Source organism: Acidocella aminolytica 101 = DSM 11237, from assembly GCF_900129125.1.
In the GTDB taxonomy this organism is placed as follows: Bacteria; Pseudomonadota; Alphaproteobacteria; order Acetobacterales; family Acetobacteraceae; genus Acidocella; species Acidocella aminolytica.
Map to the genome: position 1 here is coordinate 1 of NZ_FQVJ01000001.1, position 25,004 is coordinate 25,004.

At 57.5% G+C, this 25,004-nt stretch carries 20 protein-coding genes, 1 tRNA gene and 1 pseudogene; 12 read left to right on the forward strand and 10 right to left on the reverse strand.

Translation table 11 applies throughout. The annotated features are described in order from the left end of the window. The 3 genes from BUB54_RS00005 to BUB54_RS00015 all read right to left on the reverse strand — a co-directional run bounded on the left by BUB54_RS00005 (nucleotide 1) and on the right by BUB54_RS00015 (nucleotide 3,640). The gene (locus BUB54_RS00005; RefSeq protein WP_048880517.1) at nucleotides 1–1,161 is read right to left on the reverse strand and encodes a carbohydrate porin; all 1,161 of its coding nucleotides are present in this window, start codon (nucleotides 1,159–1,161) and stop codon (nucleotides 1–3) included. Between the two features lie 217 nt (nucleotides 1,162–1,378). After that, a complete protein-coding gene (locus BUB54_RS00010; protein WP_048878971.1) occupies nucleotides 1,379–2,698 on the reverse strand; it encodes an MFS transporter in 1,320 nt (439 codons plus the stop codon). Between the two features lie 57 nt (nucleotides 2,699–2,755). Continuing rightward, nucleotides 2,756–3,640, reverse strand: coding sequence for a shikimate dehydrogenase (locus tag BUB54_RS00015; RefSeq protein ID WP_048878970.1), 885 nt, complete (start codon nucleotides 3,638–3,640; stop codon nucleotides 2,756–2,758). 207 nt (nucleotides 3,641–3,847) lie between these two features. On the opposite strand from BUB54_RS00015, the gene BUB54_RS00020 reads away from it, so the two are divergent. After that, nucleotides 3,848–5,707 (forward strand): bifunctional sugar phosphate isomerase/epimerase/4-hydroxyphenylpyruvate dioxygenase family protein, encoded by a 1,860-nt coding sequence (locus BUB54_RS00020; protein WP_277813456.1) that lies wholly within the window; start codon nucleotides 3,848–3,850, stop codon nucleotides 5,705–5,707. Here the strand turns inward: BUB54_RS00020 and BUB54_RS00025 are convergent, their stop codons facing one another. Both BUB54_RS00025 and BUB54_RS00030 read right to left on the reverse strand, forming a co-directional pair. Further along, a complete protein-coding gene (locus tag BUB54_RS00025; protein ID WP_048878969.1) occupies nucleotides 5,708–6,370 on the reverse strand; it encodes a TetR family transcriptional regulator in 663 nt (220 codons plus the stop codon). 52 nt (nucleotides 6,371–6,422) lie between these two features. After that, nucleotides 6,423–7,004, reverse strand: coding sequence for an HAD family hydrolase (locus BUB54_RS00030; RefSeq protein ID WP_175556445.1), 582 nt, complete (start codon nucleotides 7,002–7,004; stop codon nucleotides 6,423–6,425). Between the two features lie 242 nt (nucleotides 7,005–7,246). Between BUB54_RS00030 and BUB54_RS00035 the strand changes: the two genes are divergently transcribed. The 11 genes from BUB54_RS00035 to BUB54_RS20605 all read left to right on the forward strand — a co-directional run bounded on the left by BUB54_RS00035 (nucleotide 7,247) and on the right by BUB54_RS20605 (nucleotide 19,082). Continuing rightward, a complete protein-coding gene (locus tag BUB54_RS00035) occupies nucleotides 7,247–8,821 on the forward strand; it encodes a 2-isopropylmalate synthase (protein WP_048878968.1) in 1,575 nt (524 codons plus the stop codon). A 195-nt stretch (nucleotides 8,822–9,016) separates the two neighbouring features. Then, complete coding sequence (gene dnaK / locus BUB54_RS00040; protein ID WP_048878967.1) at nucleotides 9,017–10,927, forward strand: molecular chaperone DnaK; 1,911 nt, start codon at nucleotides 9,017–9,019, stop codon at nucleotides 10,925–10,927. Nucleotides 10,928–11,015: 88 nt separating this feature from the next. After that, nucleotides 11,016–12,158, forward strand: coding sequence for a molecular chaperone DnaJ (dnaJ, locus tag BUB54_RS00045; protein WP_048878966.1), 1,143 nt, complete (start codon nucleotides 11,016–11,018; stop codon nucleotides 12,156–12,158). Between the two features lie 145 nt (nucleotides 12,159–12,303). Further along, nucleotides 12,304–12,822: a glycine zipper family protein gene (locus BUB54_RS00050; protein ID WP_048878965.1), complete on the forward strand. Its 519-nt coding sequence runs from the start codon at nucleotides 12,304–12,306 to the stop codon at nucleotides 12,820–12,822. A 25-nt stretch (nucleotides 12,823–12,847) separates the two neighbouring features. Next, a complete protein-coding gene (locus tag BUB54_RS21740) occupies nucleotides 12,848–13,741 on the forward strand; it encodes an energy transducer TonB (RefSeq protein WP_048878964.1) in 894 nt (297 codons plus the stop codon). A 46-nt stretch (nucleotides 13,742–13,787) separates the two neighbouring features. After that, complete coding sequence (recJ, locus tag BUB54_RS00060; protein ID WP_048878963.1) at nucleotides 13,788–15,557, forward strand: single-stranded-DNA-specific exonuclease RecJ; 1,770 nt, start codon at nucleotides 13,788–13,790, stop codon at nucleotides 15,555–15,557. Nucleotides 15,558–15,596: 39 nt separating this feature from the next. Next, nucleotides 15,597–15,672, forward strand: a tRNA-Glu gene (locus tag BUB54_RS00065). A 540-nt stretch (nucleotides 15,673–16,212) separates the two neighbouring features. Further along, entirely contained in the window at nucleotides 16,213–17,520 is a 1,308-nt protein-coding gene (locus BUB54_RS00070) for a site-specific integrase (protein ID WP_048878962.1), read from the forward strand. Nucleotides 17,521–18,070: 550 nt separating this feature from the next. Further along, on the forward strand, nucleotides 18,071–18,436 hold the full coding sequence (locus tag BUB54_RS00080; RefSeq protein WP_048878960.1) for an antitoxin Xre/MbcA/ParS toxin-binding domain-containing protein: 366 nt from the start codon (nucleotides 18,071–18,073) through the stop codon (nucleotides 18,434–18,436). Then, a complete protein-coding gene (locus BUB54_RS00085) occupies nucleotides 18,433–18,954 on the forward strand; it encodes an RES family NAD+ phosphorylase (protein ID WP_073210998.1) in 522 nt (173 codons plus the stop codon). The genes BUB54_RS00080 and BUB54_RS00085 overlap by 4 nt, the downstream gene beginning before the upstream one ends. Then, nucleotides 18,942–19,082, forward strand: coding sequence for a hypothetical protein (locus BUB54_RS20605; protein WP_158320110.1), 141 nt, complete (start codon nucleotides 18,942–18,944; stop codon nucleotides 19,080–19,082). The genes BUB54_RS00085 and BUB54_RS20605 overlap by 13 nt, the downstream gene beginning before the upstream one ends. A gap of 99 nt (nucleotides 19,083–19,181) precedes the next feature. Here BUB54_RS20605 and BUB54_RS00090 read toward each other — a convergent pair. The 5 genes and pseudogenes from BUB54_RS00090 to BUB54_RS00110 all read right to left on the reverse strand — a co-directional run bounded on the left by BUB54_RS00090 (nucleotide 19,182) and on the right by BUB54_RS00110 (nucleotide 24,915). After that, a pseudogene (locus tag BUB54_RS00090) lies at nucleotides 19,182–20,282 on the reverse strand (IS3 family transposase). 585 nt (nucleotides 20,283–20,867) lie between these two features. Next, nucleotides 20,868–21,032 (reverse strand): YciI family protein, encoded by a 165-nt coding sequence (locus tag BUB54_RS20610; protein ID WP_158320109.1) that lies wholly within the window; start codon nucleotides 21,030–21,032, stop codon nucleotides 20,868–20,870. 740 nt (nucleotides 21,033–21,772) lie between these two features. Next, complete coding sequence (gene leuD, locus BUB54_RS00100) at nucleotides 21,773–22,363, reverse strand: 3-isopropylmalate dehydratase small subunit (protein ID WP_048878957.1); 591 nt, start codon at nucleotides 22,361–22,363, stop codon at nucleotides 21,773–21,775. Then, the gene (gene leuC / locus BUB54_RS00105; RefSeq protein ID WP_456303987.1) at nucleotides 22,363–23,820 is read right to left on the reverse strand and encodes a 3-isopropylmalate dehydratase large subunit; all 1,458 of its coding nucleotides are present in this window, start codon (nucleotides 23,818–23,820) and stop codon (nucleotides 22,363–22,365) included. Before leuC ends, leuD begins: the two co-directional genes overlap by 1 nt. Before the next feature lie 174 nt (nucleotides 23,821–23,994). Beyond that, the gene (locus tag BUB54_RS00110; protein WP_073211001.1) at nucleotides 23,995–24,915 is read right to left on the reverse strand and encodes a SphA family protein; all 921 of its coding nucleotides are present in this window, start codon (nucleotides 24,913–24,915) and stop codon (nucleotides 23,995–23,997) included. Nucleotides 24,916–25,004 lie beyond the last annotated feature (89 nt).

The window sequence follows — 25,004 nt, forward strand, 5'->3', positions numbered from 1 at the left end:
TTACAGTACAGCTTTCACCTGCAAGCCGAAGACCCATGCATTGGGGATATGGGTGTAGGAGAACGTGCCTGGATCCATCACATATTGCATATTCGGATGGATAGTCAGCCAGGGCGTGGCGCGGAAGCCATAGCCAAATTCAAGAACGCCTTCGCCTGTGGACAGGTTGGTTAAAGTCCCGTTTGACGCTGCTTCCTTCGCGTCCACGGCACGCTTGTTGAGAATGGCGCGGACATAGCCTAGATCGATAAAGTCATTCGGCCGTGAGGCGAAGGGGCCTTGCGCGATCAACCCGCCCAGCACGGAACCTTGGAACAATGCTGTGGTCGGATCGGAATAAGAGACCATGGCAATGGCAACCAACCCCCTCTTCGGTGTACCGAAATTCACCAGCATCTGATGGCCGATGGCATAAAAGCCATAGCGCCCGCTCTGCATGTCAGAGCTGTTGGTGACGGAAGCCGCATCGCTGGTATCGTAATAAGCGCCAACCTTGTACTCGCCAGGCAAGCCGCCCAGCGTCATCTTGTACCCGGCCTCAACGGGGATCAGCGCGCCGGTGGAGCCGGACATACTGATCTTCAGGCCATTATTCTTCTCGTAATAGCCGGGGTTCACATCATACACGCCGGTTTCGAGATAGAGAGATGGCACTGGCGTAATCTTGATCCGCCCGCCCCATTTTCCTGTGGGGTAATCCGACCAGCCGGAAGACGCTGGCAGGTTCTGCGCATGCGCGCAGAAGCCAACGTTCTGGAAGTCGCAGCCATCCTCGATCTCGCCAAAGTCGTTACCCATCGGCGCGAATCCCACCTTGGTGTTGACCACGCCATGGTCGAAATTCTGCTCATAAGAGAGCTCGGTGAGGCGTAGCGTTTCACCCGCGCCGTAAACTTCCTGCACCGCTAGACGGTTGCCGATGAAGTCCGACGAGACAGAGCGACCCTGACGCTGGTTGAAGGCAATATGCAGCGTTCCCCCCTGCAGCCCAAACAGTTTACCCATATCAAGGTTCACGCCAAAGCCAAGCTGCTGCGCATAGCCATTGCCCTGCCGCTTGCCGCCGGAAAAGGCGTCCGCAAAATTGCCGTCATAGAACCCTTTGAAGGTCAAACCGGCATCTTCAAGCTTCGTCCGACCGCCATTCCAGTTCCCCGTCATCGTCGGACGTGTCAGAAAACTGTCAATAAAAGAACTCTGCGCGTGGGCGTTGGTAGCGCAAATAGTGGCGCTGAATGAGAATGTTGTTAGGAAAAAAGCGCGAAGACGCTTCTGCGCGATTTTTGAGCGCATTTGAAAACCTTTCGTCCCTGTTGTTTTTGTCGGGGGCGGCCCAATATATTTTCCCGGCACGGCCGCCGCGTGCCGGAAAAAAGGCTTAGGCGCTATGCCTGAGCGTGATCGGCTTCAGTTCGCCGATTCCAAAAATCCAGGATAGTGCGCCTACCAGGGCAACCCCGCCGACGAAGATCAAGGCCCCGACAAAGGAGCCAGTATCCTGCACGATAAAGCCGATGACGATGGGAATGACGATACCGGAGAGGTTCGCTGCCGCGTTGAACAGTCCGCCTACAAGACCGAGCTTGCCTAAAGGAGAAATCTCCGACAGCACCGACCAGCCGGAAGAAGACATGGCTTGGCAGAAGAAGGCGAATGACAGAATGGCGATGACCATATTGTCAGACTTCACATAGTTGCAGGCGATGATTGTGGAAGCCCCAAGCAAGCCCATGATGACGGGCAGCTTACGCGCCACGCCGAGGCTTACACCACGATGCAGCAGCTTGTCGGACAGCCAGCCAGCGAACAGAATACCAAAGAAACCCGCAATGTAGGGCAGCGATGCAAAGAAACCGACCTTGATCCAGCCCATGTGACGCGCGGTCGCGAGATAGGTGGGGAACCAAGTGAGGAAGAAGATGAAGGTGGAGTAAACCGAGAACTGACCGATCAGCAGACCCCAGATCTGGCGGTGACGGAACAGCTCAGCCACATCGGCCCATTTGAATTTTTGACCCGACACGCCCTTGCCGGTGAGGCCACCGCCCGCGGCAATATGCTGCAATTCAGCTTGGCTGACGGACTTGCTCTCGTGTGGGTCACGGTATTTGGCGATCCAGATGGCGGCGATGATCAGGCCGGCGATACCGGTAACGATGAACAAAGAGGGCCAGCCAAAACTCTGGAGCAGCCAGAACAGGCCCGGGGTCAGGAACCCAAGACCGACATATTCAGCGGCGGTATAGATGCCAATGGCGCGCGCGCGTTCCTTACGGGGGAACCACATGCCAACAATATTGCTGTTTGCTGGGAAGCAGGGAGCTTCCGCAAGGCCGAGGCCAACGCGTAGCCCGATAAACCCGCCCACGGATGAGGCGAACGCCTGGCCCAGCGTGAACAAAGACCAGAAAGCCAAGGCCAGGAAATAGATGATACGGTTGCCAAAGCGGTCCAGCATGGCCCCGAGGGGTATCTGAGCCGCGAAATAGCTCCAGGAAAAGGCGGAGAACACGAAGCCCATCATCGCTGCGTCGATATGCATTTCGCTGCGAATGCTCGGGGCCGCAATGCCGATGATGGCTCGGTCCAGATAATTGACGAGCACGGCCAAACAGACCAGGCCCAGCATGAAGAAGCGCGTGCCACCGATGCGCGAGGCACCGGCGGCGCTGGCGCCTGTTGTGGTGATGTCTGACATGTTCAACTCCCTCTGTTTGAACAGTGTTTATAAGGTTGGACGTTGACGGCGGTGGGGTTAGACGCTGAAGCTGGTAAGCATACGCTCCGCATCAGGTTCCTGCCCGGTGAATAAGCGGAAAGCTTCCACGGCCTGAAACACGGCCATGCCGCCGCCATCGCTGACCCGACAGCCAAGGGCGCGGGCAGTTTGCACGAGGGCGGTTTCCAGCGGGAAATAAACAATCTCGGCCACCCACAGGTCGGGGCGCAGAAGAGTCGCGGGCAAGGGCAGGCCGGGATGAGCGGCCATGCCCATAGGCGTACAATTTACGAGGCCGGTGGCGCTTTGCATTGACAGTTCCGGCGTGTCGGCGGCCTCGATTTTCGCCGCGGGGAAAAGCGGCGCGTAGCGAGCGACCAGGCTTTCTGCGCGGGAGAGGTCAGTATCTATAAGAGTGAGTTTGGCCGCGCCGAGTTTCAGCAAAGCGTAAGCGACGGCACTGCCCGCGCCTCCGGCGCCGATTTGCACAGCATGGGCCATATCGGCGCCATTGAGACGGCGGTGAAAGTTTTCGGAAAAGCCAGACCAGTCGGTATTATGGCCGATGCGCCTTCCGTCGCGGAGCAGCACGGTGTTCACGGCGCCCAGGGCCTGTGCGTCGGCAGAGAGTTCGTTCAGCAGGGGAATAACGGCCTGTTTGCAGGGATGTGTAACATTCACTCCCGCATAGCCTGCGGCTTCGATGTCAGTCAGAAGCTTCGGCAGGTCGCTGACATTCAGATTCAGGGCGGAAAGGTCGAACAGATCATAACGGATATTTAGCCCTTGTGCCTTGCCTTCTGCCATCTGCATGCGCGGCGTGCGGGATGGGCCGATGCCTTCGCCAATCAAACCAAGGAGGATTTGGCCGTTGGTATGTGCGGGGGCAATGCCGGTGGGAGCCGGGGCGACATGATTCATGATAAGGACATTCCCTAACCAATGTGAGCACGCGGAACAGGCGCGCCGTGAAAACGAAACACTCCAAAAATACTTATGCAGGTGCCGGAGCCCGGTTTATTTTTGCTTCGTGAGTTAGTAACTAACCAAATAGAACATTTCAAGCATTTTTTTGCCGCGACTCTGTTCGGGACATGCGATATAATGCTGCTAAGGAGGGTATTCGCCGTGCATCCATTAAAAAAACTGCCTAAATCCATCGCTACGGTGTCACTGTCCGGTACATTGGCAGATAAGTTGGAAGCTGCTGCCGCTGTTGGATATGAGGGGGTGGAAATTTTTGAGGCGGACCTTCTAGCGTTTGATGGCACGCCGCGCGATGTGCGCAAGATGGTAGCCGATTTGGGGTTGGAGATTTTCATGTTCCAGCCCTTCCGAGATTTCGAGGGGCTGGGCCCCGCGCAATTTCAGCGCAATTTGGATAGGGCGGAGCGTAAATTCGATGTGATGGCGGAGTTGGGCACGGATTTACTGCTGCTTTGCTCCAATGTGCAGCCCCATGCGGAGGGCAACCCGGCACAGTTGACGGCCGAGTTGTCCGAACTGGCGCTGCGGGCTGCCAAGCGGGGGGTACGGATTGCGTATGAGGCGCTGGCCTGGGGGACGCATGTGAAATTTTGGCGGCAGGCGTGGGACCTAGTGCAGCGCGTCAGCCAGCCATCCTTCGGGTTGGCGCTCGATAGTTTTCATACCCTTTCGCTGGGAGATTCGTTGGCCGGGATCGAGCGCGTGCCGGGAGAGAAAATTTTCTTCATCCAGCTTGCGGACGCGCCGAAGCTTTCGTTGGATGTGCTCTCCTGGAGCCGCCATTACCGCAACTTCCCGGGCCAGGGGGATTTCGACGTGGCGGGCTTTACCCATGCGGCGTTGGCTGCGGGTTATAGCGGGCCGCTGAGCTTGGAGATTTTCAACGACAATTTCCGTGCCGGCCCCACTCGCCCGACGGCGCTGGATGGCTTGCGGTCGCTGATTTGGGTGGAAGCCGAGGCCGGGCGGACCGAACTGCCTGAACCGCCGGCACTGGGCGGGGTCGAGTTTGTCGAGTTCGCCGTGGATGCGCGGGCCGGTGCGGCGCTGGGGCGATATCTGGCAGCAATGGGCTTTGCTAGGGCAGGCAAGCATCGCTCCAAAGCGGTCGAACTGTACCGGCTGGGTGGGGTGAATATCGTGCTGAATGCGGAGCCGGATAGCGCGGCTTCTGAACATTTCGCACTGCATGGGCCGTCTGTGTGTGCGTTGGCGTTGAAGGTGAATGATGTGCCCCGCACCCTGGCACGCGCTCAGGCGCTGCTATGCCCAACATGGGCGGAGCGGACCGGCCCTGGTGAGCACCGCATCCCGGCTGTGCGGGAGCCGGATGGTACATTGCTTTATCTGGTGGATGAAGTGGCTTCCCAGCAGATGTGGGGGGCGGATTTTGATCTGGCAGCGCATGTGCCAGTGGCAGCCAGCGCGTTGCCGCGAATCGATCACATCGCCCAGGCGCTGAATCCAGGCTCCATGGACCGGTTTATTCTGTTTTATCGTACTTTGTTCAATTTGGTGCCGGAGCCGACAATAGAATATGCCGACCGATTTGGGCTTGTGCGCTCACGCACAATGAAAAACACCACTGGTAGTGTACGGATTCCGCTGAACATTTCCGAAAGCCCAGCGACAGAGACGGCGCGTTTTGTCGCAGCTGGGGCCGGGGCGGGGGTGCATCATATCGCCATTGCGACGCCGGACCTGAAAGTGGCGGCATCCCATTCTACCGAAGCTGGTATGGCCCCCGTGCCGATTCCCGCAAATTATTATGAGGATCTGGAGGCGCGCTTCGGGCTTGAAGATGAGCAACTGCGGGAGATGCGCCACCATGGCATTCTGTATGACCGGGATGCGGGGGGTGAATTCTTCCACGCTTATTTGCCGCATTTCCAGGGGCGCTTCTTTTTTGAACTGCTGGAGCGCCATGGCTACCAGGGCTACGGCGCGAATAATGCGCCCATCCGCTTGGCGGCGATGGCGCGCAAGCTCACCACCGCCTGATTATTCGGGAGTTGTCATCAAAAGCAGGATAGAATCCGCAATATATCGGCGCTGACGCTCCCGTGCGCGGGCGGCGCCGATATCAATACTATATAAAGTGCCGAACGTCGCGCGGTTGGAAACCCGGTAGAAGGAAAGGGCGCTGATCATCATATGCAGCTCCCGCGGCTCAATCTGCCGTTTGAACACACCGGTTTTGTAACCGCGCTCCAGAATATCGGTCAGCACCTCGATGGCGGGGCTGTTGGTCCGGCGCAGCAGCTCTGAATCGCGCACATGTTCGGCATTGTGGATGTTCTCGATCATCACCAGCCGAACGAATTCCGGGTGGGCCTCGTGATAGTCGAAATTGAATTCGATCAGCCGGCGCAAGGCTGTTTCAGGGTCGAGCTCATCGAGCTTCATATGCGCCTCGATCTGTCTTATCCCGCTATAAGAACGTTCAAGAACAGCGACGTAGAGCCCCTCCTTGCTGCCGAAATAATAATAGATCATCCGTTTGGTGGTATGCGTTCGAGCCGCGATGGCGTCCACGCGCGCGCCGGAGAGCCCGAATTTGGCGAATTCCTCTGCCGCGACGCGTAAGATGTCTTGTTTCGTGCGCTCAGGGTCGCGGGCGCGGGCAGGTGGAGTGGTCTCGGCCAGTTGGCTTACGTCTTCCATGTTTTACCTTGTTACTGAGGCTGGCTGCTTAAGGAGCATGACGGTTGGGGCCTTATGGCAATTCAAGGTTGTTGATATCGATCACCATCATGCCTGCGCGGCTGGCAGCTTCCAACCCCTGTGGACTATCTTCGAATACAAGGCAGCGATCAGGCGTGATATTGAGGCGTTTGGCTGCTTCAAGAAACAGGTCCGGGGCGGGTTTCGGGGTGGGAACGTCGTCAATGGTGACAATTTCATCAAATAAGTCAGCAAGGCCGGTAGCGGTGAGTGTGGCGTTGACAATGGCCGCGGGACCTGAGGAGGCCACAGCCAGCCGCCGCTGCCCATGATGCTGGCGGGCAATGGCGGTAACGGTGCCGATCTCCTGCAATGTGTGCAAATTGGTCAGCACGCTGTGGCGTAACAGCCTGATAACCTCATCGCGGGGCAAAGTTGTGCCGAAATGCGCGTCCACCTCATCCATGAGCAGATGTTCTGAAAGGCCGGTGCGTGGGCGGAACCAGTCCAGTTCTGGGGTGGCGTCAAAAGGGCGCAACGCATCCATCCACGCGCGGGCGTAGAGGGGCGGCGTGTCCACCAGCGTGCCGTCGCAATCGAAGATAAGGCCTTGGATGTGGTCGGGGATCAGCATGATGCCAGATGTGGAACATGGCAGGGTTGTTGCCAAGGCCGGGCGGTTAATTGCTTGCCTTCAGAAGGGGGATCGCTTAAAGGAACGCCATGGCAAATGCCTCTATCCTTGCTGGGCTGCTCCTTCGACTTATCCGCCCCTGAGCGATAAGTCCTTTTCGCGCGTGTTCTGAATGCCGCGCCCGCCGCTCAGGGGAATATATCCCGCTTTTACCTGAACAGGCCAGATTTTGGAGCAGTAACATGACGATCAATCATCCTAATTTCGGTAAGATGGACGAAAACCGTGTCGTCATCTTCGATACGACGCTGCGCGACGGCGAGCAGTCCCCCGGTTTCTCGATGAATTTGAACGAGAAGATCCGCATGGCGGAGGCGCTGGCGGCTTTGGGGGTGGATGTGCTGGAGGCGGGGTTTCCCATCGCTTCGCCCGGCGATTTCGAGAGCGTACAGCGCATTGCCGAGACGGTGAAGGGCCCGGTGATCACCGGCCTGTCCCGCTCCGCGCCGAACGACATTATCCGTGCAGGTGAGGCGATCCGCGCCGCTGAGCGCAAGCGTATCCATACCTTCATCTCCACCTCGCCGCTGCACATGAAGTATAAGCTGAAGATGGAGCCGGAGGTGGTGCTGGAGCACGTGACCAAATCCGTGACGCTGGCCCGTCAATATACTGATGACGTGGAATGGTCCGCCGAGGATGGCACCCGTACGGACATGGAGTTCCTGCTGCGCTGTGTGGAAGCCGCCATCAAGGCTGGTGCGACCACCATCAATATCCCTGACACGGTAGGTTATGCGGTGCCGGAGGATATGGAGCGGATTTTCTCGACCGTGCTGGAGAAGGTGCCGGGGGCTGACCAAGTTATCCTGTCCACCCATTGCCATAACGATCTGGGGTTGGCCGTGGCCAATGCTCTGGCGTCGCTGCGGGGCGGAGCGCGGCAGATTGAATGTACGATTAACGGCATTGGTGAGCGCGCGGGCAATGCCTCGCTGGAGGAGGTGGTGATGGCCATCCGCACCCGGCAGGACAACAACCCCTATATCAACGGCATTGAAACCACCCGACTGCTGCGGACGTCCAAGCTGCTGTCCACCATCACCGGCTTTGACGTGCAGCCGAACAAGGCGATCGTGGGCCGTAATGCCTTCGCCCATGAATCCGGCATTCATCAGGATGGTATGCTGAAGAACGCTGCCACCTATGAAATCATGACGCCGGAGAGTGTTGGTTGGCAGAAAACCTCCTTGGTGATGGGCAAGCATTCCGGCCGCGCCGCTTTCCGGGACAAGCTGAATGCACTCGGCTATGGCGATATCGGCGATAATGCGCTGAACGATGCCTTTACCCGCTTCAAGATTTTGGCCGATCGCAAGAAGGTTGTGTACGACGAGGATATTGTCGCGCTGGTGGATGACGAGGTGGTGCGCAGCCATGAAGCGATTAAGTTCGTGTCGTTGGAGGTGTGGGCTGGCTCGAAGGACAAGCCGCGCGCCGTGTTGGAACTGGAAGTGAATGGTGTCGTGAAAACTGCCGATGAGCGGGGCGACGGTCCGGTGGATGCCGCGTTCAACGCGATCCGCGCTATTTTCCCGCATACGGCGGAACTGCAGCTGTTCTCCGTGGGCGCGGTGACCGAGGGCACGGATGCCCAGGCCCGCTGCACTGTGCGTCTGGCCGAGGACGGTAAGAGTGTTGACGGGCAGGGGGCGGATACTGATACGATCGTAGCGGCCGTTCGGGCTTATATCCATGCGTTGAACAAGCTGGTGACCAAACGCACTCGCCACGCGCCTGAGGCCCTGAGCGCTTAAGTAAAAAATGTTCAAAACCGTCTTTTATAGCCAGTTTTGACGCGGCTTTGTAAATAAAAGACGATATTTTTTCACGCCCGGGCATGAGCATTCCGCTCTTGTGTCCGGGGGTTACAATGAATAGATACTGAGTCATCTCAAAGGGGTCGCACCGGTGCTTCGGGCCGGCGTGTCCCGCTGCAAAGGAGCGATTATATGAGCAAAGTCATTGGTATTGACCTCGGCACCACCAACTCGTGCGTGGCGGTGCTAGAGGGTAAGGATGTTCGCGTCATCGAGAACGCTGAGGGTGCGCGTACCACCCCGTCCATGGTCGCATTCGCCGATTCCGGTGAGCGTCTAGTCGGCCAGAGCGCCAAGCGGCAGGCCGTAACCAATCCGACCAACACGCTTTTCGCGGTGAAGCGTCTGATCGGCCGCCGCTATGATGACCCGACCGTGACCAAGGACAAGGGCCTCGTACCCTATGGCATCGTCAAGGGTGATAACGGAGATGCGTGGGTTGAGGCCAAGGGTGAGAAATACTCTCCCTCGCAGATTTCGTCTTACATCTTGACCAAGATGAAGGAGACGGCCGAGGCATATCTGGGCGAGACTGTGACCCAGGCGGTAATCACCGTGCCGGCTTACTTTAACGACGCCCAGCGCCAGGCGACCAAGGATGCTGGTAAGATTGCTGGTCTAGAAGTGCTGCGCATCATCAACGAGCCGACGGCAGCTGCCCTTGCCTATGGCATGGACAAGAAGAACGCTGGCACCATCGCAGTGTATGACCTTGGTGGCGGTACGTTCGACGTGTCCGTGCTCGAGCTGGGCGACGGCGTGTTCGAGGTGAAATCCACCAATGGCGATACCTTCCTGGGTGGTGAGGATTTCGACGCGCGCATCATCGACTACCTGGCTACCGAGTTCCAGAAAGATCAGGGCATCGACCTGCGTAAGGATAAGCTTGCCCTGCAGCGCCTGAAGGAAGCCGCGGAGAAGGCGAAGATCGAGCTGTCCTCGTCAAAAGAGACCGAGATCAACCTCCCCTTCATCACGGCCGACGCCTCCGGGCCGAAGCATCTAGTGCTGAAGCTCTCCCGCGCGAAGCTGGAAAGCCTGGTGGATGACCTGATCGAACGCACCTTGGCTCCGTGCCGGGCGGCGCTGAAGGATGCCGGTGTGACCGCCGGTGAAATCTCTGAAGTGATCCTGGTGGGCGGCATGACCCGCATGCCGAAGGTGATCGAGACGGTGAAGAGCTTCTTCGGCAAGGAGCCCGCCCGTAACGTGAACCCGGACGAGGTTGTGGCCATCGGCGCAGCCATTCAGGGCGGCGTGCTGAAGGGGGACGTGAAGGACGTTCTGCTGCTGGACGTGACCCCGCTCTCTCTGGGCATTGAGACACTGGGTGGAGTGTTCACCCGCCTGATCGATCGCAATACCACCATCCCGACCAAGAAGAGCCAGACTTTCTCCACTGCTGAGGACGGCCAAACGGCCGTGACCATCAAGGTCTTCCAGGGCGAGCGCGAGATGGCTGCGGACAACAAGCTGCTCGGCAATTTTGACCTGCAGGGCATTCCCTCCGCTCCGCGCGGTGTGCCGCAGATCGAGGTGACCTTCGATATCGACGCGAACGGCATTGTGTCCGTCTCCGCGAAGGACAAGGCGACCGGCAAGGAGCAGCAGATCCGCATCCAGGCTTCTGGTGGTCTGTCCGATGCCGATATTGAGCGCATGGTGAAGGATGCCGAAGCCAACGCGGCGGCTGACAAGGCGCGGCGTGAGGCGGTGGAAACCCGCAACCAGACCGAAAGCCTGATCAACCAGGTTGAGAAGGCGCTGAAGGAAGGGGGCGATAAGGTGGCCCCCGCGGACAAGGCGGAAGCCGAAGCCGCGATTACCGAAGCGAAGTCGGCTCTGGAACGTGGCGATGCGGAGGCGGTGAAGGCCGCGTCCGAGAAGCTGACCCAGGTGGCCATGAAGATCGGTGAGGCCATGTATAAGGCCCAAGGTGAGGCGGGGCCCGCCGAGTCTGGTGCCGAAAGCGCTGGTCCGAACGGCGAGAAAGTCGTGGACGCGGATTTCGAGGACGTTGACGACAAGAACAAATCCGCTTGAACCCGGGTTTGATCTGACAAGTAAAGGTCCCGGGGCGCTGCTCCGGGATTTTCCGTTTTAGCCGATTAGTAAGGATTGAAGCGCCGCCATGGCTAAACTTGACTATTACGCCGTGCTGATGGTTGAGCGTAGCGCCAGCGCCGATGAGTTGAAGAAAGCTTACCGCAAGCTGGCGATGCAGCATCACCCAGACCGCAATCCCGGTGATGCGAAGGCCGAGCAGAAGTTTAAGGAAATCAACGAGGCTTATGACGTCCTGAAGGACGAAGATAAGCGCGCCGCTTATGACCGTTATGGTCATGCTGCCTTTGAGAATGGCGGTATGGGGGGCGGTGGCGCCGGTTTCGGCGGCTTTGGCTTTGAAGGCGGCCTTGGCGATATTTTCGAGCAAATGTTCGGTGGCGGTGGTCGGCGTGGCGCGGAGCGTACTCAGACCGGTGCGGATATCAAGGCGGCTATCGAGATTGACCTGACCGAGGCATTTACCGGGACCAAGGCGAATGTGCGGGTGTCCACGCGCATGGCCTGTGATGCCTGTGGTGGCTCCGGCTCGGCGGATAAGAACGCTACGGCCGATAATTGCAGCACTTGCGGCGGCATAGGGCGCGTGCGGGCCCAGCAGGGCTTTTTTGTCGTGGAGCGGACCTGCCCGACCTGTGGCGGGGCAGGTCGCGTGGTGCGTAACCCTTGCCGCGTTTGCTCCGGCGTGGGGACGGTGCCCCGTGAGCGGACATTGGCGGTACAGATTCCAGCCGGTGTGGAAGATGGCACGCGCATCCGCCTTTCCGGTGAGGGAGAGGCCGGGCCGCGAGGGACGGCGCCGGGGGATCTTTACGTGCATGTCGCTATCCGGCCGCATCCGATCTTTCAGCGCGATGGTGCCAATATTTTCTGCCGGGTGCCGCTACGCATGGGCCAGGCGGCTTTGGGCGGTGAGGTAGAAGTGCCGTCTATCGACGGAACTGCAGCCAAGGTGAAGATTCCGGCTGGCACGCAGTCGGGCGATCAGTTCCGGTTGCGCGGCAAGGGTTTCTCAGTGCTGCGCTCCACCCAGCGGGGCGATATGTATATTCAGGTTGCGGTGGAGACGCCGCAGAACCTCACCAAACGCCAGCGTGAACTGCTTGAGGAGTTCGAGCAAGAAACGGCCGGACAGAGCGCCTCTAGCCCGGAACATGAGGGCTTTTTCGCCAAGGTGAAGGAGTTTCTGAAAAATGTGGCGGAGGGCTGAGTCTCCGTCTTTTTGCCGTAATACAAGGCTAGGCAGGATGAGCGCTACGAATTGTAATCCTGCCTGCAGATGCGTTGCCGCACCGGGAGGGGGGATCTAAATTCAGCGGTCTTTGATAACTTCTTGTCTGGAACAGGAGTTTTGAATGCTGAAGAAAATCACGGGGGTAGCCTTGCTGCCTTTGTTGGCATTGGGGGCATGTACGGCGGCTGTTCCATCGGGGCCTACCATTGTGGCGATGCCCGGCCCGGGAAAGAGCTGGGATCAATTTCAGGGGGATAATGCGGCTTGTAAGGCTTATGCGTCAGCGCAGATGCCCAATGCCGGACAGGTGGCGGTTGGCACACACAATAACTCCGTAGCGACCGCGGCGGCGGGGACGTTGATTGGCGCGGGCATTGGCGCGGCATTAGGCTCGTTGGCGGGCAATGTTGGGGCTGGCGCGGCTATAGGGGCGGGGGCTGGCCTGCTTGGCGGCGCGGCTGCGGCAGGTAATAATACCCAGGACACGGCGGATTCCCTCCAGGGCCGTTATGATGTGGCCTATGCGCAGTGCATGGTGGGACATGGTGAAACGATTCAACAGCCTGTGGCGCCGATTTATGTTGCGCCCCCAGCCTATTACGCTCCCCCGCCGCCCGTTTACTATTACGCCCCTTACTGAAGCGAAGACCGCTCAAGGCGGCTCTGTGACACTTGTAGCGGATGCGCATTTGGTGCCGCCGCTGGAGAAGTTGCGCCGCAACCCATGGGCTTGGGGCGCGGCGTTGCTTTTACACCTGCTGGTGATTGCCGCAGTGCTGCTGGTGCGGGTGAGGATGCCGCAGCAACAGCAGAGTCCTCCGGCTGTTTCCGTGGTATTTGATAATGGCGGCACCAGCGCGCAGAATACGGGGCTGAAGAAGGCTTTGCCAGGCCCACCGCAAACCGCTGAAGCCCCGCCGCCAGCGCCTCCTCCTTCGCCGCCGCAAAGGCAGGCACCAAGCGTTGCCCCAAAACCCGCCCCGCCGCCACCTGCTGCGCAAACAGCCACGCAGGACGAGGTTCAAGTGCCGGATATGCAGCTGTCCCAACTTCCCGCACCGCCACCCGCGCCGCCCGCCCGTCCTAGGCAGCACGCAGCAGCGTCCTCTTCCGCTGCGCAGCAGAAATATGTGTTTCTGAACGGGATGAGCTACGGCAGACCAGCATCGATGGCGTCCCCCGCGTCGAAAGTGCCGAAAGGAATGAATTTCTCACTCCCGACCTCGAACACTCAGGCGGCCACGGCCTCGGACTTGTCGATTAAAGGTAATGCCGGTGCGGATTGGGATGCAGCCTTAACGAAATGGGTGCAGGAACACGCCTATTATCCGCAAGCCGCTGCCGAGCAGGGGCAGGAGGGTACGGCCACCGTGGAGTTCACCGTGGACCGCAGTGGCCATGTGACGGGACTGCGGTTGCTGCAATCGGCCGGGTCGCCGTTCCTGGATCAGGCATGGGAGCAGCTTTTTAAGGACAATACGCTGCCGCCTTTCCCGCCCGACGCGAAAGATAACCATGTCACGGTGCGCTATACGGTCCATTACAAGCTGATCCGTTAAGGCTGGCGGCTTGCGCCGACTCGTTTATTCTGGCTCAACCGGTGGAATGGACGCGCATGTTTTCGGCATTACCCAGAGCTTAACCGGTAAGAGCTGGGTTTGGCGGCCAGGGCAGCACGAACGTCAGGGGGAGGGCTTGGCGCAGCAACTCGGTGTGCCTGACCTGATGGGACGGCTGCTGGCCGCGCGTGGTGTGACCGCTGATCACGCCGCAAATTTCCTCGACCCTACGCTGCGGGCCATGCTGCCTGACCCTTCCAGCATGGTGGACATGGATAGTGCCGCTGTCCGTTTGGCTGATGCTGTGATGCAGGGCGAAATGGTCGGGGTGTTTGGTGATTACGATGTGGATGGTGCCTGTTCCTCTGCTTTGATGATCACCTTGCTGCGTCAGCTTGGCTGCCCGGTGACGTATCATGTCCCGGACCGGTTGGCCGAGGGGTACGGCCCCAATGCCGAGGCGCTGCGCGCCATGGTGGAGCGTGGGGCGCGCTTGATCGTTTGCGTGGATTGCGGCACGGCCGCTCATAGTGCTTTTGCGCCGTTGCATAATGCGGTTGATATCGTTGTGCTGGACCATCACAAGTCCGAAGGGCCGCCGCCGCCTATTCGCGCCACGGTAAACCCCAACCGGTTGGATTGCCCATCGGGTCTGCGGCAGATTTGTGCGGCGGCGGTGGCGTTTTTAACTGCTGTGGCGTTGCTGCGCACATTGCGCCGTCGAGGCTTTTTTGCCGAACGGGTTGAGCCTGATTTGCGGGAGTTTTTAGACCTCGTGGCGCTGGCGACGGTTTGCGACGTCATGCCTTTGGTGGGGCTGAACCGAGCTTTTGTGATTCAAGGGCTTAAGGTCATGGCGCGCCGGGCACGGCCTGGTATTGCGGCGCTGTTGGATGTTACCAAGTTGACCGAGGCGCCAACCGCCATGAATTGCGGGTTTGCGCTGGGGCCGCGCATCAACGCATCGGGCCGTATTGCTGAAGCGGATATGGGTTTGCGGCTGCTATTGGCCGAGGATGAGGGCATCGCCTTTGAGCTCGCACAAACGCTGGATGCGGTGAATCGTCAGCGCCAGACCGTGGAAGCAGGGATTTCCAGCGATGCAATGGCCCGTGCCGAGGCTCAGGCGGCGGGCGGGCATGGTATTATTTTACTGGCACAGGAGGGCTGGCACCCAGGCGTTGTGGGGATTGTGGCCGGGCGGGTAAAAGAGCGCTTCAACCGCCCCGCGCTGGTTGCAGGCATTACCGATGGCATGGCCAAGGGGTCAGGACGCTCAGTTCCAGGGATTGACCTGGGGGCAGCGGTGATCGCGGCACGGCAGAGCGGCATCCTGGCAACCGGAGGCGGGCATGCCATGGCGGCGGGGTTTTCAGCCCCGGAGACAGCGCTTTCGACCTTCCATGAGTTTTTGAATGACCGATTGGCCAGCGCGGCCTTGCTGCCGCCCAGCGCTGAACTGGTGCTGGATGGCGTGCTGGGCGTGGCCGGGGCAGATGCCGGGCTGGCCCAGATGGTGTCGCGATTAGGGCCCTTTGGCAGTGGGAACGAGGAACCGCTTTTCGTTCTGCCACGCGCACGGGTCGTAAAGGCAGACCGCATTGGCAAGGATGGCAACACCATCCGCGTAATGGTTGAAGGCGAAGGCGGGGGGCGGTTGAAGGCGCTGCTATTCCGCGCCAAGGAAGGGCCACTGGCAGAGGCATTAAGCCGTGTCGGGGGAGCGCCGTTGCATCTGGCCGGGCACTTAAGGGCCGAATTTTGGCGGGGCAGGGTTTCGGCAGGTTTTTTCATCGCAGACGCGGCGCCCGCTTGACGTGGCGCTTCAGGCGTCGTACCAGGCGCTCCACCTTTAGTCCCCATCGTCTAGAGGCCTAGGACACCGCCCTCTCACGGCGGTAACAGGGGTTCGAATCCCCTTGGGGACGCCATTGGTTTTTCGTGATTTTTGGAAATTCTGACATCTTGGTAGTGGTCCGTTTGTACCACTATGAAAAACATCATGTAACTGATGCTGTCATCCTCCTCGAGTGAGTTACGACAATCAGAGGTCTCAGGCAGACGGCAAATCCACGATACTAGTGATGTAAGGGCAGCACATTCTGAAACCTTTGGCTCAAGAAGGAAGTGCTTAAGGCAGTGGCGGAGTTTGACTATCGTCGACACCTCCAGGCAATCATAAATTCCATATAGGGCGTTAATTGAAGGAGAGTTTTGTAAATAATACTTAGTACCTTAGTTTTATTGGCTCGTCAGGCTCATAACCTGAAGGTCTCTGGTTCAAATCCGGGTCCCGCAACCAGATCTTCCAATTAAACCAAGCATTTAAGGCCACCTTCGGGTGGCTTTTTGTGTTTCTGGGCCCTAGGGCGTCGCTAGGGCATTTTGACCGACAAAATAGAACCTGATGACGTATGGTCGCCGCGGGGCATCACCCCCGAGGCGCGGCTTCATTCCCACTAGGAGGGAAAATGGCAACCATCGATTTGCTGGGCGGCAAGGTCCAGATCTATCAGCGCGGCAATAGCCGGTTCTGGCAGGCCAGGGCCTCAGTCGGGGGCAAGCAGCGCCAGACCTCCACCAAACAAGAAAAGCAGGAACTGGCGGCCAAGGCGGCCGAGGACTGGTATCTGACCCTGCAGGGGAAGAAGCTGGCCGGGACGCTTGATGTTGGCGTGCTGTTCAAGGATGCGGCCAGGCAATTTCTAAAAGAGTACAGCGTCATCACAGAGGGCGAGCGTTCCGAGCAATGGAGCGCCTCTCATGAGGCCCGGCTGCGTTTGCATCTGCTCCCGTTCTTTGGCGAGACCCCGCTCAAGAAGATCAACCAGGGCAAGGCACAGGAATACCGGATGCACCGGATGACCAATTATGCCCAGCCCAATCCCCACGCGATGGGTAAAAATAAGCCGAAGTCGAAGCCGCCGGCGCGCAGCACTCTGCACGACGAGATCGTGACCTTGCGCATGGTGCTGAAGACGGCCATCCGCAATGAGTGGCTGGAATTTTTGCCGGATTTGTCGCCGCCATACCGGGGGCAAGCAAAAGTGTCACACCGGCCCTGGTTCAGCCCGGAGGAATATAAGAGGCTGTATGAGGCGGCCCGCGATTACGCCAAGGAGCCGTTCCATGATCATTTTAAGTGGAATGCCGAGCAGGTCTATGATCAGATTCTGTTCATGGCCAATACCGGGCTGCGGCCGGACGAGGTTTTTAACCTGGAGCACCGGGATGTAACCATTGCCCAGGACGATTCCAGTAGGGATGAGATCCTGGAGATTGAGGTCCGGGGCAAGCGTGGTGTTGGGCATTGTAAGAGCATGCCTGGTGCTGTCCGCGTGTATCGGCGGTTGTTGGCGCGGCCCAAGCCGGTCAGGGCGGAATCACGGCGGGAGCGTCAGCGCCGGCGCAAAGAGGGCAGGGAGGAGCCGCCGGCACCGGCAGTAGAATTGCCGCAGTCGACCGATCTGTTGTTCCCTGGCAATCACACAGAGATGTTCAATAATCTGCTGGAACGGACCAATCTAAAGGTTGACCGCGATGGCAAGCCGCGCACGGCATACAGTTTGCGTCACACTTATATCTGTATGCGGCAGCTGGAAGGGGCGGACATCTACCAGGTGGCCAAAAACTGCCGCACAAGTGTTGAGATGATCGAGAAGCACTACGGTGTCCATCTCAAGAATACCCTCGATGCCGCCGCCATCAATGTGCGGAAGCCCAAGTCCAAGCCGAAGGGGAAGGTCGGTGCGAAGCCCAAACCACCGGCGGAGGTTTGAGCCGGAGAAAACCAGGGTAGCAAGAACCGGTGGAACGCAATCCAGGCCGCTTGGCGGTCCGGTCAGAGCGCGCCCCTTGCGGGCGCGATCTGTGGGGCTCGGCCCCTCCCTGTAGTCAGAACAGGGGAAGCGCAACCGGTCGCAGGCAACCGGAAACTTTTTTATGTTCCGGGTCCGCCCCTCCCGTCACGATCCTTCGGGAAGCTCCGTACCGCCGTCAAGCAGGTATGCCGCCGCGACGACTAAGAGAAAATCTCAACCAACCCCGCTCCCAACAGCAGTCCTATGACGGCTGCTACAGTCATCATTAGGGGCGCATTGTAATCTGGGAGCCTCTGACTTTGCAGCTTGATGCGGCGGGAACGTATGCATTCCACTTCCTTGTCAAGCTCCGGGGATGAGTAGGGGGCCGAGACCATGCCCATAGTATAATTCCAATTCCCTTAGGGGTTGAGTCCATTTTGGGGGTTGATGTGATCGTGCCACTTGCGAATTTTAGGGGTTTGCCTCATATTTTGCCTTAAATCGGGATGATTTTAGGGGCAATTTCATGGGCGCAGTGCAATTCCTGACAGAGACGGCGGATCAGAGCGGTTTTGTGGCCGCTGACCAGTTGAGCGATCTGCTGCATATCACACGCGCTGAGTTGGCCGTGGCGGCGGGTTTGTCGCGTGACGCCATCGTCAAAACGGCGAGAGTCCGCACCCTGGCGACGCAGGCACGGCTCCGGGATGTCGTGGAGATTCTCAATCGCGTGCAGGGCTGGGCCGGCTCACCCCAGCAGGCGTTTGCCTGGTACCGTTCCCAGCCGCTTCCCTCCTTTGGTGACCAGACCGCCGAGGCTTTGGTAAAGGAAGGAAGAGCGGAAGCGGTCAAACGCTACCTCGACCGGATCGCGGTCGGTGGCTTCGCGTGAGGTTTCGAGGGACGGTCTATCGCGCGCATCATCCTCGCTGGGCATTTTCTCCGGTATCGGGCGAAGGCGCTGCCCGCTATGGCGGCAGATTTAACCCTGTCGGCGTGGCGGCGCTCTACACCTCGTTGCGGATGCCCACGGCCTGGCTGGAGGCGCAACAGGCTTTTCCGTTCAAGGCCCAGCCCATGACGTTGTGCGCCTATGACGTGGATTGCGACGATGTGCTGGATTTAACGGACCGGAATGTCTTGAATGAACGCTATGTGGCGCCGGACGATCTGGCCTGCGCATGGGAAGATATGGCCTCGCGCGGCCTTACCCCGCCGAGCTGGGACATCGCAAAGCACCTGCCAGCCGCAGGTGTCGCAGGAATTATTGTTCCGAGCTTTGCTGCAGGTGCCACGATAGATGACCGGAATCTCGTGTTCTGGAATTGGTCGGATGTCTTGCCTCATCGCGTCACGGTGATAGATGACGACCACCGGCTGCCCAAGGATGACCGATCATGGCAGTCGTAGATGGCATGTCATTGCGGTTCAGTACCATTGATGCCGGCCTGAATGGGGTGCCGAAAGCCGCACTTCCGCTGGCCAACCTCTGGACGTTCGAGCAAATCATGGGCGAGGATTTATGGTCTGGGTCATAGTTCCTAATCAGATATGAAGTGGCAAGCCCCCGATGACTGGTCCATTTCATATGTAGTTAATCCGGTGGTTGGGACTTCACCCCGTTTTTGGTCCGGGTTTCATGCGAATTTTCGGGTTGGATAAAGTTGCTCCGCAAAGGCGTTTGGCGTCAAGTTGCCAAGCGCCGAATGCGGCCGATGTTGGTTGTAGTCGATCCTCCAGTCATTGATCCTCTGCCGGGCGTCGGCCATCGATAGGAACCACGCGGTATTAAGGCACTCCTGCCGGATGCGGCTGTTGAACGCTTCAATGTAGGCGTTGTCGCTGGGCTTCCCTGGGCGGGAGAAGTCCAGTTCGATCTTGTTGAGATAGGCCCACTGGTCAAGCAATCGGCCAGCGAACTCTGGGCCGTTGTCAACGCGAATGCTCCGCGGTTTCCCCCTGAGCCGGATGATCCGGTCGAGCTCCTCCACGACCTGGTACGCCCGAAAATTTGTCTTCGCAGATGTCGCGAGAGCCTCTCTCGTATGGCAATCCACAATCGTCAAAATCCGGAACGGTTGGTCGTCAAAGAGCTTGTCCGACACAAAGTCCATCGCCCAGACATCGTTCATCGTACCGGGCTCTGCGCGCGCCAATCGGTAGCGGCACGCGCCGCCGCCTTAGGCTGCGGGTACGGATCGACAAGCCTTCTTCGCTGTAGAGCCGGTAGATGCGCTTATGGTTCACCGGCCAACCTTCCCGCCTGAGCAGGACATGGAGCCGGCGGTAGCCATAGCGAACCCGGCTCTCCGCCAAATCCTTCAACCGCAGCCGCAGCTCCACTGCCGGGTCACGCCGCGACCGGTAGCGATGAGAGGTCCGCCCAAAACCCATCGCGTCGCACGCCCGCCGTTCCGATATCGCGAAGACATCCTGATAATGCCGGACAACCTCGCGACGAGCAGCGGGCTTCACCACTTTTTTCGCAGGGCATCCTGCAGCATCGACTTGTCCAATGTCAGGTCGGCTACCAGCCGTTTCAGCTTCGCGTTCTCTTCCTCAAGCTGCTTTAGACGGCGAATCTCCGATATCCCCATCCCGGCATAGACCTTCTTCCAGCGATAAAACGTGGCATCCGACACGCCCATCTTGCGGCAAATCTCACCTACCGACGTGCCAGACTCAGCCTGCCTCAAGGCAAATGCTATCTGCTCTTCTGAAAATCGCTTCTTCGGCATCAGGGTTCTCCTCTCGTTCCAGAGAAAATACCCAAAAATTCGCGCTTCGAGTGGACCAATTTACCGGGTCAGGACCCACCTGATCGATGCGGTTTCGCCGATTGGGATGATTTGCAAGGTTCCTATTTACTTCGATTTATCGCTCAGACGTTTTGAAGATATCTATGTTCCCGTAGGCTGCCCTAGAAAAATTTTAAGAATTCCTGTCGACCGGCTGGCTCGTATGGTGGGCGCACAATGGATCGACGTCAGCCGCCCTGCGCGGGTGGTCGACGAAACGATAGAGATAGCACCTCGTGATTATATACTCGTATAGCAACGGGAATATAGTCGCCAGGAATGTGGTCGGTTGGCGGTCCCTCGAATCAAACGAGATCGAAACCAAGCGCTAAATCGGCATAGGACGGATGGCGCTGGCCTTGACGCTATTAAACCCGACCTGAATGCCAAAACGCGAAACTTTCGTATTATATGATCGAATACCCTCGGCATGGGGGCAGCAGCAGAATTTCTTAGCTAGCCCTTAAAATTCAAGCGGTCGCTTCTAATGACGAAAGGCAGCAAACCAGGGTATGACGGTTACGGTCAATAACCCGCCTTTGACGGCTGGATCGGCGTTCGCAATCGTTCGCGCTTGCTCTTGGTCGCGGTGTTAAATATCGCCATGCCGCCACTGTCATCAAGAAACGGGCCGCCCATGACAAGTTCTCCACTAGCGAAAAATCCGCTCATGTACTCAATATGCTTCATCACCGCAGGCTGATTTTGAAAACGAATCCCGGCCTACCAGAGCGGGCCAGGTTTATGGAATAGCACGAAATAGGTCGGTGGCGTTTCGTCAGCCATAGCAGCTCCCTCCATCCAACAGCTCCTCAACCCTTTCGTCGTATGCCACCATCGGTTGCCTTCCAGCGTTTCGATCGTCCCTACGCGCCCATGCCACGTTATTGAATCGGGCCTGCCTGTCGAAATGCAAAGGTCTTGATGAAATCATAGACCAGCTGGATGAAGGCCGAAGTTACCGTCGCGTAAGCTGCCTGTACACCATGGGCGAGTCATGGGCTTAAACGGGTGGTGTTTCAGTTCCATCCAAAGGCGACCATCCTTCAATTGACCATGTCGCCCAGGAGGCAGATTCCCGGCAGCTACGTGTTTAGCCGTAAATTGCAATAGACACTTTGTTACTCATATAATCCACTTACTGCCTTTTGTGTTTGAAAATCAAAGAACTGTGTAGATTTCAATAGCAGTTACATTGGATAAATGGTCTCGAGTCAACCAGTTGGAGCTGTTCGGGCCAAACCCGTACGAGATCTGTAGTAAAAGGTTGACGCCTGCACACCACAAATTCCACTAAAATCCCAACCTGCGAGACTCCGAACCCACGGCGACAATAACTTGGAACCGTTGAGCGACTTCGTTGGAATCGGCAGGTATCATCCGCATCATCCACCTGGCATGCCGGGTAATGGATGCGAGATTCAGGATATTTATATCACCTTCCGGAATATCCAAGGAGTATCCAACTCCCTCTGTGCCTCATAAACTGCAATGGTAACGTCCAACTCGAGCGTGATCGCGATCTCATCGAAGCCCTTGAGCAAACAGTCTTGCCTGAACGGCTCGATCTCAAACCTATACCAGTCAGATGGCGTGGCGATTGTGCATGTTTCTAGGTCGACAGTAATCGGCTGTTGTTCGGCGGCCCTGAGCAGGCAGTTGACCTGATCCTCCGATAGAGTAACGGTTAGTATGCCATTCCGGAACGCGTTGCCGGCGAAGATATCCGAGAAACTTGGCGCAATGATGACCCTGATGCCCATATCGATCATTGCCCAGGCGGCATGCTCGCGGCTGGATCCGCAGCCGAAGTTCTCGCCGGCGATGATAATCGGAGCATCTTTGAAGCGCGGGTCATTGAAGACATTACCTGGTTCGCTGCGGACCGTCTCAAAAGCGGCTTTTCCAAGCCCTTTCCGGCTAATCGTCTTGAGCCATTTTGCAGCGATTATGGTGTCAGTGTCGATGTTGGGGCGACCGAGTGGATAGGCGCGCCCTTCGATCCTGATGAACGGATCCATCAGATAGCTCCTACAGGACGAAAGGTACGAACGTCCGTGAGCCGGCCAGTGACTGCCGCTGCAGCAGCCATCGCCGGCGAGAGGAGATGAGTTCGTGCCCCTGGACCTTGTCGGCCAACGAAATTGCGGTTTGATGTTGAGGCACAGCGCTCACCTGCGGGCACTTTGTCTGGATTCATTGCCAGACACATGGAGCAGCCTGGTTCACGCCATTCAAAGCCCGCTTCGACAAAGATTTGATTTAGCCCTTCTGCTTCAGCTTGCCGCTTCACTTGACCAGATCCTGGAACTACAAGCGCTTGTTTGATCGTTGGCGCGATCCGCCGTCCGCGAGCAATGGCAGCAGCGGCCCGAAGATCCTCAATTCGGCCGTTGGTGCAACTACCAATGAAAACACGGTCCACCATTATATCCTGCATCCTCATGCCCGGCGTCAAACCCATATACGTGAGGGCATTTCTTGCGGCCGAGTGGTGCGCGGCATTTGGCAACTCGTCTGGGTTCGGCACACTCCCGGTGATGGGTACAACCTGATCGGGGCTGGTCCCCCATGTGACCAGAGGTGCTATGGCCTCAGCCGCAATCGTGATAACCTTGTCGTAACCTGCGCCATGATCTGTGACCAATGTCCGCCAACGTGCGACGGCTTGGTCCCAGTCGGCGCCTTGCGGGGCTCGCGGTCGTCCCTTCAGGTAGGCAAAGGTAGTTTCATCCGGCGCAACGAGGCCAGCACGGGCACCCGCTTCGATCGACATATTGCAGACTGTCAGCCGCCCCTCAATCGACATCTCTCGAAAAGTGGATCCGGTATACTCAATCACGTGGCCTGCGCCCCCGGATGCAGTCAGTTCGCCGACGATAGCAAGCGCCACGTCCTTTGGAGAGACGCCTAGCCCAAGCGTGCCGTCTATACGGACTTCGAGTGTTTTGAAGCGCTTCAGCCGCAATGTCTGGGTCGCCAATACGTGCTCGACCTCGGACGTGCCAATGCCAAAACCCAATGCGCCCAGCGCCCCGTGACTCGCGGTATGGCTGTCCCCGCAAACAAGGGTTGTACCCGGCAGCGTGAAACCCAATTCTGGACCGATCACATGGACGATACCCTGCTCTGGAGCAATGGCATCGATAAGCTCGATACCGAACTCAGCCGTGTTTTGATACAAAACCGATACTTGCTCTGCGGACTCTTGATCAGCGATCGGCAACCGGTACCCATCTGAACCGACGCGGGCAGTCGTCGGAAGATTATGGTCGGGCACAGCGAGGGTGAGTTCAGGGCGGCGTACCTTTCGGCCAGCAACCCGCAACCCTTCGAAAGCCTGAGGGCTTGTTACCTCATGTACAAGGTGACGGTCGATATAGAGCAGGCAGGTGCCGTCGTCATAGTGATGGATGACATGTTCATCCCAGATTTTTTCGTACAGGGTTCGTGGGATGTCAACTTTCGTCGTCATCATCGATTGTCACCTCAATGTCCCTAAATGATCTTTTCCGTCGCCTCGATTGTCCACTCTCATCCCGAATAACTCATGAGAATTTCGTTTTTTATGGGGAGCGCTTGACAGATCGTCTATTCATTTTCCGGCCACGCACTCCTCCATAAAGGCATCATGTGAGTTGGGCGAGGCTCGTCATGTCGAGGGGCGTATGCCGCCAAAGAGTGGCACCGCGAATTCAAACCAAACCTTGTCACCACCCGGTCGATTTCTTACAGCAAATTCGTGTTGATACTTAAGAACGATTGCGCCAAACGGAATATCATAACGAATCTGCGGGCCTATTCCGAACTCTTGTCCTCTGTTTCCATCGGCGGGAGCGGTGGGCCCAGTATCGTTGGTGAACTGCTTATAAGCGTAACCTTGTAGACCGATACTGAAATGGGGTGCCGATGGCCAAGCTTTGTAGCTAAGTCCATAGTCAAAATCGACATCATCACCGGAGTGGTAATGAGTTGAAGAGTTGGTTGTTTTGAACTCTGTAATAATACCCCCTGTTAGTTCCAAATTTTTTTCAATATTAAATGTAAAATCATAGTTTGGGGCAAATGTCCAATAGTTTAATCCCGTGTTGATGAGTGCATTTTTATTATAATCTCCTGTCGGTGCATAGAGATCTAATCCAAAATGCATAAAAATGCTATGAGATGCATTAGCATACCCAAAATAGTTTTGGAAACCCAGGTCGCCAACACCAAAGTCGTGACCATGGAGGCCATCCGCGCGGAGATCTAAATTTGCTACAGGAATGACCAATCCGCTAACGATATGGAATGGTCCGATAGCAGGCTTCCAAGTGTAGAGAAAGCGTGAGGCGTTGGCGAGTACCATCAGGTGAAATCTTGGTACTGCACTATGTCCGCTTCCATTATTATATTCGGGAGATTCCTGTAGCTCCGTATAGTTGAAATATTGAAGCATACCTGGCAGCGGGAAGTTGCCATTTGCTACCGTGCCAACTCCGATAGGATACTCTTGAGTCCCACCTTCAGTTGCGAATGCCGGCAATGCTGGCAGCATTGTCAGGGATATGATTAGAGGAAGTGTTTTCTTCATTTTATTCTCCCATAGCCAACTATATCAAGCGGGCTTTATTATTTTTTTGAGTTTTGGCTTCTAAAGATGACTCATATTCGCTCTGTGAG

Excerpts from the sequence above, each read along its gene's own strand:
- BUB54_RS00005 (WP_048880517.1), bottom strand. The coding sequence starts at position 1,161 with ATGACGGGGAACTGGAATGGCGGTCGGACGAAGCTTGAAGATGCCGGT.
- BUB54_RS00010 (WP_048878971.1), bottom strand. The coding sequence starts at position 2,698 with ATGTCAGACATCACCACAACAGGCGCCAGCGCCGCCGGTGCCTCGCGC.
- BUB54_RS00015 (WP_048878970.1), bottom strand. The coding sequence starts at position 3,640 with ATGAATCATGTCGCCCCGGCTCCCACCGGCATTGCCCCCGCACATACC.
- BUB54_RS00025 (WP_048878969.1), bottom strand. The coding sequence starts at position 6,370 with ATGGAAGACGTAAGCCAACTGGCCGAGACCACTCCACCTGCCCGCGCC.
- BUB54_RS00030 (WP_175556445.1), bottom strand. The coding sequence starts at position 7,004 with ATGCTGATCCCCGACCACATCCAAGGCCTTATCTTCGATTGCGACGGC.
- BUB54_RS00035 (WP_048878968.1), top strand. The coding sequence starts at position 7,247 with ATGACGATCAATCATCCTAATTTCGGTAAGATGGACGAAAACCGTGTC.
- dnaK (WP_048878967.1), top strand. The coding sequence starts at position 9,017 with ATGAGCAAAGTCATTGGTATTGACCTCGGCACCACCAACTCGTGCGTG.
- dnaJ (WP_048878966.1), top strand. The coding sequence starts at position 11,016 with ATGGCTAAACTTGACTATTACGCCGTGCTGATGGTTGAGCGTAGCGCC.
- BUB54_RS00050 (WP_048878965.1), top strand. The coding sequence starts at position 12,304 with ATGCTGAAGAAAATCACGGGGGTAGCCTTGCTGCCTTTGTTGGCATTG.
- recJ (WP_048878963.1), top strand. The coding sequence starts at position 13,788 with ATGGACGCGCATGTTTTCGGCATTACCCAGAGCTTAACCGGTAAGAGC.
- BUB54_RS00070 (WP_048878962.1), top strand. The coding sequence starts at position 16,213 with ATGGCAACCATCGATTTGCTGGGCGGCAAGGTCCAGATCTATCAGCGC.
- BUB54_RS00080 (WP_048878960.1), top strand. The coding sequence starts at position 18,071 with ATGGGCGCAGTGCAATTCCTGACAGAGACGGCGGATCAGAGCGGTTTT.
- BUB54_RS20605 (WP_158320110.1), top strand. The coding sequence starts at position 18,942 with ATGGCAGTCGTAGATGGCATGTCATTGCGGTTCAGTACCATTGATGCC.
- BUB54_RS20610 (WP_158320109.1), bottom strand. The coding sequence starts at position 21,032 with ATGAAGCATATTGAGTACATGAGCGGATTTTTCGCTAGTGGAGAACTT.
- leuD (WP_048878957.1), bottom strand. The coding sequence starts at position 22,363 with ATGGATCCGTTCATCAGGATCGAAGGGCGCGCCTATCCACTCGGTCGC.
- leuC (WP_456303987.1), bottom strand. The coding sequence starts at position 23,820 with ATGATGACGACGAAAGTTGACATCCCACGAACCCTGTACGAAAAAATC.
- BUB54_RS00110 (WP_073211001.1), bottom strand. The coding sequence starts at position 24,915 with ATGAAGAAAACACTTCCTCTAATCATATCCCTGACAATGCTGCCAGCA.